The organism is Streptosporangium sp. OZ121, assembly GCF_051918885.1.
Classification (GTDB): domain Bacteria; phylum Actinomycetota; class Actinomycetes; order Streptosporangiales; family Streptosporangiaceae; genus Streptosporangium.
Window position 1 is genome coordinate 146027 of record NZ_JBPXMC010000017.1, and the last position, 11823, is coordinate 157849.

An 11823-nucleotide genomic window follows, 5' to 3' on the forward strand; every position below is an offset into this window, starting at 1 on the left:
ATCGGGAGCGGGAGGGCCGCCAGGGCCCGAGTGTGCCCTGGCCGGTCAGGTCTGCGCATGCGGGATCTCCGATCGTCGCGCGTTGGATGGATGGTGCTGTTGCAATGGTCGTGTGACTCGTCAGGCGCGCACCTGTCCCGGTGCGGCCTACGACCTCGGATACCACGTGGTGTGGTGCCCGAAGTACCGCCGCCTGGTTCTGGACGGTCGGGTGAAGGACCGCCTGGAGGAGTTGATTCGCGCCCGGGGCGGCGAGCACGGCCGGGAGATCGTGGCGCTTGAGGTGATGTCCGACCACGTGCGCCTGTTCGTCAAGCCGTACCCGAAGAACTCTCCGTCGTACGTGGCCAGCCGGTTCAAGGGCTTCACCTCCCATCACGTGCGTGCCGGGTTCGCGCACCTGCGCTCTCAGCTGCCGACGCTGTGGTCGCGGTCGTCCTTCGTGGCCACGGTCGGCGCGGTGTCGGTCGATACCGTGCGGCGCTCCATCGAGCTCCAGGACGATCGTGTCCCCACGGGCGGGGGTGCTCGTGCGTAGGTCGTTCAAGTTCCTGCTGCGTCCCACCCGCCATCAAGAGGTCGCCCTCACCGCGTGCCTGGATGACCACCGCACCCTGTACAACGCCGCGCTGGAGCACCGCCGCACCGCCTACCGCACGGCAGGCGTGAACATCCGCTACGGCGAGCAGCCGGCCGACCTCAAGCACATCCGCGCCGAGGACCCCGACGGTCAGGGCCAGTGGTCGTTCTCTTCCCAGCAGGCCACCCTGCGCCGTCTGGACACGGCGTTCGCCGCGTTCTTCGCCCGCCTCCAGGCCGGGCGAACACCGGGTTACCCGCGTTTCAAGGGGCGCGGCCGGTTCGACACGGTGACCTGGCCCAAGGACGGCGACGGCTGCCGGTGGGACTCCCAGCCCGAACACCCGTCCGTGACGTTCGTCCGCCTCCAGGGCGTCGGGCATGTCCGCGTCCACCGGCACCTGCCGCCTGCGGGCACTGCGCGCAGGAGAACCGCCTCACCCAAGCCGGGTTCCACTGTCAGCGGTGCGCTCATACGGCGCACGCCGACGTCAACGCGGCGATCAACATCCTGCGGGCAGGGCTTGCCCTTCGCGACGCTGCGCAAGCGGCCTAGCGAGAAGCCGCTCCCTTCAGGGAACGGAGGAGTCACACCCGTCTCGTGCCATCCGGCGATCAAGGGGACGTCGCGCGACTAGCGCCCCGATCCACGGGTAACTGGCCGTCACGCGGAGGGAAGGCGGAGGGCATGAACATCAAGGACAGGTTCGGGCCGAGAGCGCGGAGGCTGCGGGCGGTGGCCCGCAAGGTCTTCGGCTGGCGGGACCTGCGGCCCGGGCAGCTCGACGCCATGCGCCACCTGCTGGGCGGCGGCGACGCCCTCGTGGTCATGCCCACCGGCAGCGGCAAGTCGGCCGTCTACCAGGTGCCGGCCCTGTTGCTCGACGGGCCCACCGTCGTCGTCTCACCGCTCATCGCCCTCCAGCGCGACCAGGTCGCCGGGCTGGCCGAGGCCGACGCGGGCGGTGCGGTCGCGGTCAACTCCGCCCAGTCCGGCGGCGAGGCGTCCCTGGAGGCCGTACGCGCGGGCGCGGCCGAGTTCGTGTTCCTCTCGCCCGAGCAGCTCGCCAAACCGGAGACGGTCGAGCGGCTGCGCGCCGCGCGTCCCTCGCTGATCGCCGTGGACGAGGCGCACTGCGTGTCGGCGTGGGGGCACGACTTCCGGCCCGACTACCTGAGGCTGGGCCAGGTCATCGAGCGGCTGGGGCATCCGCCGGTGGTGGCGCTGACCGCGACGGCCGCCCCCGCGGTGCGCGAGGAGATCATCGCCGCCCTCGGCCTGAGGAACGTCCGTCAGATCGTGCGGGGCTTCGACCGGCCCAACATCGACCTGGAGGTGCGCCGCTTCGTCACCCAGGACGACCTGAGGCGGGCACTGGTGGAGGACGCGGCGTCCCGCTCCGGGCTCGGGCTGGTCTACGTCGCCACCCGCCGCGCCGCCGAGGAGTACGCCACCGCGCTGCGCGAGGCCGGTCGCAGGGCCGAGCCGTACCACGCGGGGATGAAGGCGGCGGAGCGCCACAGGATCCACGAGATGTTCCGCGACGACGAGCTGGACGTCGTGGTCGCGACCTCGGCGTTCGGCATGGGCATCGACAAGCCGGACGTGCGGTTCGTGCTGCACGCCGCCCCGCCGGAGTCGCCGGACTCCTACTACCAGGAGATCGGCCGCGCGGGACGGGACGGCGAGCCCGCCGCCGCGGTGCTGTTCTACCGTTCGGAGGACCTCGGGCTGCGCAGGTTCTTCGCCGGGGGACGGGCCGACGAGGAGCTCCTGCTGCGCGTCGCCACGCTGGTGCACGAGCACGGCGGCACCGTACCGGCGGGAGAGCTGCGAACCCTGCTCGGCGTCGGCGCCACCCGGCTCACCCGGCTGGTCAACCTGCTGGAGCGGGCGAACGCGATCGAGGTCACCGGGGAGGGCGACCTGCGGGGGGGTGCCCGAGGGGCCCGAGCCCGAGGCGGCCGCGGCTCGGGCCGTCGAGCTGGACGACACCCGGCGCCGCATCGACGACTCCCGGATCGACATGATGCGCGCGTACGCGGAGACCACGGGCTGCCGGCGCCGCTTCCTGCTCGAGTACTTCGGCGAGCCGCGCGAGCGCGGCTGCGAGGCCTGCGACACCTGCCGTGCAGGCCTCCCCGAGGAGCCGGAGGCCGTGAAGGGGGTGGCGGAGGAGGGGCCCTTCGCGATGCACGCTAGGGTGCGGCACAGCGCCTGGGGCCCGGGGATGGTGATGAGCAGGGAGAGCGACCGGATCACCGTGCTGTTTGACGAGGTCGGCTACAAGACGCTCTCCCTGGAGGCCGTCGAGCGCGACGACCTCCTGGTCGCGGGCTAGGCCGGGCGGGCGGGGCCCGCGCCGGAGCCGGGTCAGCCCCCGGACTTGCGGGCCACCCCGCCCATCGTCCACGTCCTGTCGCGGCCCTGCGCGGCGAGCGGGTTGTCGGGGCGCCAGTGGCGTACGTAGACCAGGCCGGGATCGACCAGCTCCAGCCCGTCGAAGAAGCGCAGCACCTGCTCGCTCCGCCGCGAGGCGTCCTCGCCGCGGCCGAGGACCCGCTGGAAGATCTCGACCAGCGGGCGCCGGGCCTCCGGGCGCGTGTCGAAGACGACGTGGCCGATGCCGAAGTGGCTGCCGACCGGTACCGCGTCGCGGAGGACGGCCACGCTCTTGTGCGGGTCGTCCTCGTCGGGGATGAACTGCAGGGCCGACAGGATCAGGACGGCCACCGGCAGGTCCAGGTCGACCAGGCGCAGCAGCTCCGGGTCGGTGAGCAGCTCGCGGGGGTGCATGACGTCACCCTCGACGACGGTGGTGTGGGGATTGGTGGCCAGAGTGGCGCGGCCGTGGGAGAGCACCACCGGGTCGTTGGAGACGTAGACCACGCGGGTGCCGGGCGCGCTCTCCTGGGCCACCTGGTGGACGTTGCGGCGGGTGGGCAGCCCGGAGCCGATGACGACGAACTGGGTCATGCCCTGCCCGACGAGATAGCGCACCACCCGGCCGAGGAACGCCTGGGCCTCGTGCGTCATGGCCCTGACCTCGGGCGCGATGGCCAGCACCTCCTCGGCCGCCCTGCGGTCGGCGGCGAAGTTGTCCTTACCGCCCAGGAAGTAGTCGTTCATTCTGGCGATGTTGGGCACGCTGGTGTCCAGGCCCGCCCCCGGCCGCCGGGACGCATCGCTCATGTATCGACTCCTCCTTTTCCTGTGACGATAAAGAACCGCGCGATGCGTGAACAGGTGTCAAGACGCGGTTTATACATGAAAAACGTGATTATTTGCCAAGAAAGTCTATTCCTTGCGGGCAACGCCGCCGACGACCCAGACGGAGTCCGGCCGGTGGGGCACCGAGCCCTCCGGCCGCCATTCCGGGATGTAGACGATCCCCGGCTCGACCGGCCGCAGCCCGTCGAGGAAGAGCTCGACCTCGGCTTTGGTCCGCAGGTTCGCCCGCCGGGGACCGGTGATCGACCCGCTGTCCTGGAAGAGGGCGGCGAGCCTCGCGGTCCTCTCCGGGCACAGGTCCGAGACCGCGTGGGAGAGGGCCAGGTAGCTGCCCGGCACGACGGCCTTCTGCAGGGCGGCCGTGATCTGCATGGCCTGCACGTCGTCGGAGAAGTCGGTCAGCACCGAGAACAGCAGGATCGCCACGGGCTCGTCGAGGTCGATCATGTCGGTGAGGCCGGGATGCGCCAGGAGCCGCTCCGGGTCGCGGATGTCCGCCTCGATGACCGTGGCCGGGCTGCCCTCCTTCAGGAGGGCCTGGGCGTGGACGACGACCATCGGATCGTTGTCGACGTAGACGACCCGCGCCTCGGGCGCGACGCCGCGCAGGATCTGGTGCACGCTGCCCTGGGTCGGCAGGCCGCAGCCGATGTCGACGAACTGCCGGATGCCGGCCTGCACGAGGAACCGCACGGCGCGGCCGAGGAACCTGCGCCCCTCCCGCGACATGGCGGGGAGCTCGGGGGCGATCGCGAGTGCCGCCTGCGCGGCGGCCCGGTCGGCGGCGAAGTTGTCCTTGCCGCCCAGGAAGTAGTCGGTTATCCGGCCCGCGTTCGGGATCGTGGGGTCGAACCTGAGGCGCTCAGGTTGCGGCGACGCCATGATGTCCTCCGTCCAGCCATGCGGTTCCAGCGGACATTATCGACCTTCCGCCCACGCTGTGCTGTATTTCTTGCCAGAGCCTCCTTCTGCTCATGTCACTTTTTGGATACTCGGCGGTCCGTACCCCCTGCTCCGCGTCTCCCTCGCCGGTGACGGGCGGGCCGCCGGGGCGGGTTTCCCCGCGCCGTCGGCGGCGGGCTTCCAGGCGTCGTCAGCGGGCGGGTGTCGTCAGTGGCAGGCCTCCAGATGGCGTTCCCCCGCCGGGGGCAGGGCGAAGGCCGCCCACACCGCCTTGCCGTGGCTCTCCAGCGGGGCCCAGCCCCACGTCTCGCTGACGCCGTCGACCAGCTGGAGTCCCCGGCCGTTCTCCGCCTCGTAGTCGGGATCGCGCAGGCAGGGCCCCTGGTCGCTGGGGTCGGTGACCGCGCACAGCACCGAGCGCTCGGTGTGGCAGAGGATCACCTTGACCTCGGGAAAGGAACGGGCGTGCAGGACGCCGCGGGTGCCGTGGCGCAGGGCGTTGGTCACGAGTTCGGAGACCACGACACCGGTGTCGTCGATCAGCGGCTCCAGCTCCCAGGCCCTCAGCGACCTGGTGGTGAACTCGCGGGCGGTCCGTGCCGCGCACGGGTCGTAACGAAGGCTGCGCACGGCCATCTGCAACTGGCCGGCGTGGCCCTCTTCGCCGGCCCAGGGGGGCAGGCCGCTCGGGGGGAGCAGGTGATCAAGCATCGACAACCACCGTTCCCACCCTCCGATCTCAGCTCGGATAGGTGTGGCTTCGTGTCTTTGGTAACCAGTCATCGGCGACCTTGGGGAGGGGGGCGATCGTATGGCGAGGTTGATCCGTCTAGCCATCTTGCCCTCCGTAATGTGCATAGGCAAGTACAGATGCACGTGCATCTGCACAAAAAGCCCTATGCTCGAAGTGTTGTTTCCCTCCCCGACCGGTGAGAGGCGAGGATGAACCAGCTGTACAACGGCATGTCGGCCGCCCTGATGGACGGCGTCGTGTGGCGCAAGAGCAACTTCAGCAACCCCAGCGGCAACTGCGTGGAACTCGCGGAGCTCCCCGACGGCAGGGTCGCGATGCGCAACTCCCGCGATCCCGAGGGCCCCGCGCTGATCTACACCCGCCGCGAGGCCGACGACTTCGTCCGCGGGGTGAAGGGCGGGGAGTTCGACGACCTGATCATCTGAGGGGCCGGGACTGTGATTGAAAAATAAAACTCTCTATGGTCTGGACGCGGCGAGCGGAGTACCGTGAAGGCTCGCGATCGCCACAAAGAGTGCGCAGAGGCTCGCGTTCCGCGCCCGAAGGACTGTAGATGATCACACCCGACGCCGACGGCCCGCCGGTCAGCCCAACCTCGATGGCCGCGCCGCGGGGCAGCTCCACCGTGCTGCGGATCGTCCTGGGCGCGCAGCTCCGCCGCCTGCGCGAGCAGCGGGGCATCACGCTGGAGGAGGCGGGGCACTCCATCCGCGCCTCGCACTCCAAGGTCAGCCGCATGGAGCTCGGCAGGGTCAGCTTCCGGATCAGGGACGTGGCCGACCTGCTCACCCTGTACGGGGTGACCAGCGACGCCGAGCGCGAGCCGCTGCTGTCCCTCGTCGAGAAGGCCAACCTCACCGGCTGGTGGCACAACTACAACGACGTGCTGCCCCCCTGGTTCGAGACGTACGTGGGCCTGGAGGAGTCGGCCGCCGTCATCCGCAACTACGAGGTGCAGTTCGTGCCCGGCCTGCTGCAGAGCGAGGGCTACGCGCGGGCCGTCGTCCGGCTGGGCTTCCCCTCGGCCTCCCACGACGAGCTGGACCGCAGGGTGAAGCTGCGCATGGCGCGCCAGCGGCTGCTGCGCCGTCCGGAGCCGCCCCACCTGTGGGCCGTGCTCGACGAGGCCGTGCTGCGCCGCCCGCTCGGCGGGGTCCAGGCGATGTGCGAGCAGATCGACCACATCCTGCGGGCGCTCGAACTGCCCAACGTGACCGTCCAGATCGTGCCCTTCAGCGTCGGCGGCCACGCCGCGGCCGGCGGGCCCTTCAGCATCCTGCGGTTCTCCCAGCCCGACCTGCCCGACGTCGTCTACATGGAGCAGCTCACCAGCGCCGTCTACCTGGAGAAGCGCGACGACGTCGACAGCTACCTGGAGGTCATGGAGCGCCTGTGCATCGAGGCCGAGCCGGCCACGCGCACCCGTGAGATCCTCCTGGGGATCCGCGAGGAGTTCCAGCGGAGGCTGTGAGCCGGAAACGGGGCTCGCGGGACCGGTGAGCGCGGGGCTGCGAGCCGGGGACGCGGCCCGCCCGCAACCGCCGGGCGGCGCCGTACGAAGATGTGGGCATGAGATGTCTCGTGACCGGCGCGGCCGGATACATCGGAGGGCGGCTCGTCCCCGAACTGCTCGACGCGGGTCATGAGGTCCGCTGCATGGTGAGGTCGGCCGGCCGCCTGCGTGACCAGCCGTGGGCCTCCCGGGTCGAGGTCGCCCAGGCGGACGCGTCCGACGCCGAGCAGGCCGCCAGGGCCCTGGAGGGCATCGAGGTGGTCTACTACCTCATCCACACGATGGGCGGGGGGAGCGACTTCGCCGCCGCCGACCGCGAGGCGGCCACCACCTTCGCCGCCGCGTGCGAGCGCGCGGGGGTCCGCCGCGTCGTCTACCTCGGCGGTCTCGTCCCGGAGGAGAGGCCCTCCCACCCCGGTGGTCCCGCGCCGGGCGAGAGGCTCTCGCCGCACATGAGCTCCCGCGTCGAGGTGGGGGAGATCTTCCTGCGCTCCTCGACGCCCGCGGTGGTGCTGCGGGCGGCGGTCATCATCGGATCCGGCTCCGCCTCCTTCGAGATGCTGCGCTACCTCACCGAGCGGCTGCCCGTGATGACGACGCCGCGCTGGGTCGCCACCAGGACGCAGCCCATCGCGATCCGCGACGTGCTGCGCTACCTCGTGGCCTGGGCCTCCGTCGAGGGGGAGGTGAACCGCTCCTTCGACATCGGCGGCCCGGACGTGCTCACCTACGCCGACATGATGCGGGTCTACGCGGAGGTCGCCGGGCTGCACCGCCGGCTGATCATCCCGGTCCCGGTGCTCAGCCCCGGCCTGTCGAGCCACTGGGTGGGACTGGTCACCCCGGTCCCGGCGGGCCTGGCCCGCCCGCTGGTGGAGTCGCTGCGCAACGAGGCCGTCTGCGGCGAGCACGACATCGCCCGCTACGTCGAGGACCCGCCCGGCGGCCTGACCGGGCTGAGACGGGCGATCGAACTCGCCCTGGAGCGCATCAAGGAGGCCAGGGTCGTCACCCGCTGGTCCTCGGCCTCCGTCCCCGGCGCGCCGAGCGACCCGCTGCCCACCGACCCGGGCTGGGCGGGCGGCAGCCTGTACGTCGACGCGCGGGCCCGCCGGGTCGGCGCCTCGCCGGAGGCCCTGTGGGCGGTCGTCGAGGCCGTCGGCGGGGAGTCGGGCTGGTACTCCCTGCCGCTGGCCTGGAGCCTGCGCGGCCTCCTCGACCGGCTGGTCGGCGGCGTGGGCCTGCGCCGGGGGCGCCGCGACCCCAAGCGGCTGCGGGTGGGCGACTCGGTCGACTTCTGGCGGGTCGAGGAGGTCGAGCCGGGCCGCCTGCTGCGGCTGCGCGCGGAGATGCGCCTGCCCGGCCTCGCCTGGCTGGAGATGCGGGTGCTCACGCACCGGGGGGAGACCGTCTACGGCCAGCGGGCGATCTTCCACCCCCGCGGCCTGGCCGGGCACCTCTACTGGTGGTCGGTCGCGCCCTTCCACAGCCTGATCTTCGGGCCGATGCTGCGCAACGTGGCGAGGGCCGCCGAGCGCGGGGTCCTGCCCGTCCCCTCCGAGGGCCGGGCCGCCGCCCTCGACGCGCCCGCCGCCGGCGAGCCCAGGGACGCCGTCCCCGGCTGACCCGCCGGCGGCCCACCGTCACGACCGGCCGTCACGACCGGCTCGACCGGCTGTCACGGCTCGCCGTCGCGGGCCACGATGACGTCGACGATGTCCGCGTACCCGATCTCCTTGTGCGTGAACTGTCCCGCCACCGCGAACTCCGCGAGGCCGTGGGCGGTCGAGAGCAGGGCCATCACCCGGGCCTTGGACGCCGGCCCGTCCCAGGGGCCCCGCATGCCGAGCGCGGTCGTCACCTGGTCGATCGCCGTCTCCAGCTCCGGGTGGTCCCCGGCGAGGAACTCCGCGGCGAACACCAGCCGGTACTCCTCGCGGTGCGTCGTGGCGTACTCGACGTAGCTCAGGTAGAAGGCCCGCAGCCGGTCGCGCGGGCTCGTCCCCTCCAGGATCGCCGCGGCGACGTGCGCGCTGAGATCGGCGATGACCCGGACGGCGAGCGCCGCCAGCAGCGCGGTCTTGTCGCTGAAGTGCCGGTAGGGGGCCGTACGGGACAGGCCGGCCAGGTCGCCGACGGCGCGCAGCGTCACGGCGTCGAGGCCCCCCTCGCGCAGCAGTCTCAGCGCGCTGTCGACCAGGCGGGTCCTGGTGTCGTCCACCATGTAGGTCCACCTTCCCGGGCCTCGCGTGTTGACAATGTCAACGTACCTGGTTGACACTGTCAACATGATGTTGACGACGTCAACCGGAGAGCTATGAAGATCACGGTGAACGGACTGCCCGCCACGGTGGACGCCGGCCCCGACGACGCCGCCGTGGACGTCCTGCGCGACGGACTCGGCCTCACCGGCGCCAAGGCCGCCTGCCGTACCGGAGTCTGCGGCGCGTGCACGGTCATGGTGGACGGGGTGCCCCAGGCGAGCTGCCTGCTGCCGTCCGCCGCGCTGGAGGATCGCGAGATCACCACCGCCGAGGGCCTCGACCACCCCGTCCAGCGGGCGCTCGCGGTCCACGACGGCCTGCAGTGCGGCTACTGCACGCCCGGGTTCGCGGTCGAGGGCGCCGCCTTCGTCGACGCCTGGCGCGCCGAGCACGGCGACGTCGCGCCGCCGCGCGAGCGGATCGCCGCCGCCCTCGCCGGTCACCTGTGCAGGTGCGGCGCGTACGAGGGGATCCACGCCGCGATCGCCGCCGCCTGCCGGGGCGAGCACGACGGCGCCGCGGGGACACCCGCCCGGGTGGAGGCGATGGACAAGGTCACCGGCCGCGCCCGCTACACCACCGACGTGCGCCTCGAGGGCCAGCTGGAAGGGGTGATCATCCGCTCGGCGAGGGCGCACGCCCGCGTCACCTCGGTCAGGGTGGACGCCGCCCACATGGTCGACCTGCTGCCGCCCGACCGTACCGTCCGCTACGCGGGCCAGCCCGTCGCCGCCGTCGCCGCCCCCACCCGCCGCGAGGCGCTGGCGATCGCGGAGGCCGCCGAGATCGGCTACGACCCGATGCCCGCCGCGCTCGACGACGCGCCGGACGCCCCGCCCGTCTACGACGAGGCCGCCAGGAAGCACGTCCCCAGCTCCAGCGAGGGGCTGGAGCTGCCCGGCGACTGGAACGGCAACGTGCGCGGCCCCTTCACCAGGGCGAGCTGGCGCGGGCGCACCGCCGTCAAGCGGATCGAGGCCGCCCGCCGCGACGCCGACCCCCGCCTGGTAACCGGCACCTTCACCACCGCCGTCCAGGTCCACACCCCGCTGGAGCCGCACGCCTGCGTCGCCCGCTGGGACGCCGAGGGCGACCTGCACCTGCACCTGTCCACCCAGACCGTGGGCGTGGCCGCCGAGCAGGCCGCCAAGCGGTGGAACCTGCCCGCCGGGCGGGTCCACGTCGTCACCGACCACGTCGGCGGCGGCTTCGGGGCCAAGAGCGGCGTCGGCACGGAGACGATCGCCGCCGTCGAGCTCGCGCGGGCCTGCGGCGCGCCGGTGCGCGTGGTGTTCGGCCGCGCCGAGGAGCTCACCGACGCGGGCAACCGCCCCGGCACCCGCACCACCCTCGAACTGCTCACCGACGACCGCGGCGACCTCGCCGCCCTCACCATGGACGTCCACGGGCGTGGCGGCGTGGCCATCGGGTCGGCCGTCGCGGTGATGGCCCGCCTCATGTACGGCACCGCGCCCCGGCGGCTCCGCGACTACGACGTGGTCACCAACGAGCCGCCGGGCACCCCGTTCCGCGGCCCGGGGGCGCCGCCCATGCTCTGGGCGCTGGAGCAGGCGGTGGACGAGGCCGCCCACCGCCGGGGCGAGGACCCGATCGCGCTGCGCCGCCGCTGGGACGGCAACCGCAAGCGGCACGCCCTCTACGACCTGGCCGCGGCCCTGCCCGGGTGGACGGCCAGGCCGCGGACCGGCTCCCAGACGGGCCGCTTCCGCCGGGGCGTCGGGGTGGCCGCCGCCAACTGGGCCTACATGCTCGACCCCGGCACGGAGGTGGAGCTGCGCGTCGAGGGCGACGTGGTCGTGGCCCGCACCACGACCCAGGACATCGGGACCGGCATCCGCACCGTCATCGCCGGCGTCGTGGGCGAGGAGCTCGGGCTGCCCGCCGAGCGCGTCCGCGTCGAGATCGGCAGGACGGGCACCGTGCACGGGCCGGCCTCGATCGGCAGCCGCACCACGGTCTCGGTGGCCCCGGCCGCGCGCGACGCCGCGCGGCGCCTGCGGAAGCTGGGCCTGACCGACGGCGCCCGGGTCGTCGGCGGGCGCCGCCGCGACCGGCGCGGCTACGTCACCCCGTTCCCGGTGGGCGGCATGGCGATCGGCCGCGGGTTCAGCGGTTCGGTCCACGTCACCGAGGTCGAGGTCGACACCCGCCTGGGCGCCGTCAGGCCGCTGCGGGTGTGGGCCGGGATCGCGGTGGGACACATCTACGCCGAGCGGCTGGCGCGCAGCCAGTGCGAGGGCGGCGTCGTGCAGGGCATCGGCTACGCCCTGTACGAGGAGCGCCTGGTCGACCCGGTGACGGGAGTCGTGCTGACCGCCAACCTCGACGACTACCGCATCCCCGGCATCGGCGACACCCCGGAGATCACCGTGCACTTCCACCGCGACGGGTGGGACCACGTCAACGGCCACGGCGTCGGGGTCGGCGAGATCTCCACGGTCGGCGTGGCCGCCTCGGTGGGCAACGCCGTCCACAACGCCACCGGCTGGCGCCCCCACGACCTGCCCATCCGTCCCGACCGGCTCCTCGAGGGGATCAACCGGTGATCCTCTTCCCG

The 11823-nt window shown here is 72.6% G+C and carries 11 protein-coding genes and 2 pseudogenes; 9 read left to right on the forward strand and 4 right to left on the reverse strand.

Translation table 11 applies throughout. The features are described 5' to 3' along the window. The first annotated feature begins 112 nt into the window (after positions 1–112). The 5 genes and pseudogenes from tnpA (at position 113) to ACTOQ1_RS27210 (ending at position 2921) form a co-directional block, all read left to right on the forward strand. Positions 113–538: an IS200/IS605 family transposase gene (gene tnpA / locus ACTOQ1_RS27190; protein WP_440070842.1), complete on the forward strand. Its 426-nt coding sequence runs from the start codon at positions 113–115 to the stop codon at positions 536–538. Continuing rightward, positions 531–599 (forward strand): annotated as a pseudogene (locus ACTOQ1_RS27195) (hypothetical protein); the annotation flags it as partial. The gene tnpA and the pseudogene ACTOQ1_RS27195, both read left to right, overlap by 8 nt. A 302-nt stretch (positions 600–901) precedes the next feature. After that, complete coding sequence (locus tag ACTOQ1_RS27200; RefSeq protein ID WP_440070886.1) at positions 902–1135, forward strand: zinc ribbon domain-containing protein; 234 nt, start codon at positions 902–904, stop codon at positions 1133–1135. Positions 1136–1369: 234 nt separating this feature from the next. After that, positions 1370–2260, forward strand: a pseudogene (locus tag ACTOQ1_RS27205) (RecQ family ATP-dependent DNA helicase); the annotation flags it as partial. Between the two features lie 511 nt (positions 2261–2771). Continuing rightward, positions 2772–2921, forward strand: coding sequence for a DUF3553 domain-containing protein (locus tag ACTOQ1_RS27210; RefSeq protein WP_440070890.1), 150 nt, complete (start codon positions 2772–2774; stop codon positions 2919–2921). Between the two features lie 32 nt (positions 2922–2953). Here ACTOQ1_RS27210 and ACTOQ1_RS27215 read toward each other — a convergent pair whose 3' ends face one another. From ACTOQ1_RS27215 to ACTOQ1_RS27225, 3 genes are all read right to left on the reverse strand, one after another. Then, positions 2954–3772 carry an SAM-dependent methyltransferase gene (locus ACTOQ1_RS27215; RefSeq protein ID WP_440070843.1) on the reverse strand — a complete coding sequence of 273 codons (819 nt, stop codon included), beginning with the start codon at positions 3770–3772 and terminating at the stop codon, positions 2954–2956. A 105-nt stretch (positions 3773–3877) separates the two neighbouring features. Next, positions 3878–4693: an SAM-dependent methyltransferase gene (locus ACTOQ1_RS27220; RefSeq protein WP_440070844.1), complete on the reverse strand. Its 816-nt coding sequence runs from the start codon at positions 4691–4693 to the stop codon at positions 3878–3880. A gap of 228 nt (positions 4694–4921) precedes the next feature. Continuing rightward, entirely contained in the window at positions 4922–5425 is a 504-nt protein-coding gene (locus tag ACTOQ1_RS27225; RefSeq protein WP_440070845.1) for an ATP-binding protein, read from the reverse strand. Positions 5426–5656: 231 nt separating this feature from the next. Between ACTOQ1_RS27225 and ACTOQ1_RS27230 the strand changes: the two genes are divergently transcribed. The 3 genes from ACTOQ1_RS27230 to ACTOQ1_RS27240 all read left to right on the forward strand — a co-directional run bounded on the left by ACTOQ1_RS27230 (position 5657) and on the right by ACTOQ1_RS27240 (position 8606). Further along, positions 5657–5893 carry a DUF397 domain-containing protein gene (locus tag ACTOQ1_RS27230; protein ID WP_440070846.1) on the forward strand — a complete coding sequence of 79 codons (237 nt, stop codon included), beginning with the start codon at positions 5657–5659 and terminating at the stop codon, positions 5891–5893. A gap of 128 nt (positions 5894–6021) precedes the next feature. Continuing rightward, positions 6022–6939 carry a helix-turn-helix domain-containing protein gene (locus ACTOQ1_RS27235; protein ID WP_440070847.1) on the forward strand — a complete coding sequence of 306 codons (918 nt, stop codon included), beginning with the start codon at positions 6022–6024 and terminating at the stop codon, positions 6937–6939. Positions 6940–7037: 98 nt separating this feature from the next. Further along, the gene (locus tag ACTOQ1_RS27240; protein WP_440070848.1) at positions 7038–8606 is read left to right on the forward strand and encodes an SDR family oxidoreductase; all 1569 of its coding nucleotides are present in this window, start codon (positions 7038–7040) and stop codon (positions 8604–8606) included. A 53-nt stretch (positions 8607–8659) separates the two neighbouring features. Here the strand turns inward: ACTOQ1_RS27240 and ACTOQ1_RS27245 are convergent, their stop codons facing one another. After that, positions 8660–9205, reverse strand: a complete 546-nt coding sequence (locus tag ACTOQ1_RS27245) for a TetR/AcrR family transcriptional regulator (RefSeq protein WP_440070849.1) — start codon at positions 9203–9205, stop codon at positions 8660–8662. 93 nt (positions 9206–9298) lie between these two features. Here ACTOQ1_RS27245 and ACTOQ1_RS27250 point away from each other — a divergent pair, with 93 nt between their 5' ends. Then, the gene (locus tag ACTOQ1_RS27250) at positions 9299–11812 is read left to right on the forward strand and encodes a molybdopterin-dependent oxidoreductase (protein ID WP_440070850.1); all 2514 of its coding nucleotides are present in this window, start codon (positions 9299–9301) and stop codon (positions 11810–11812) included. Positions 11813–11823: the final 11 nt, after the last annotated feature.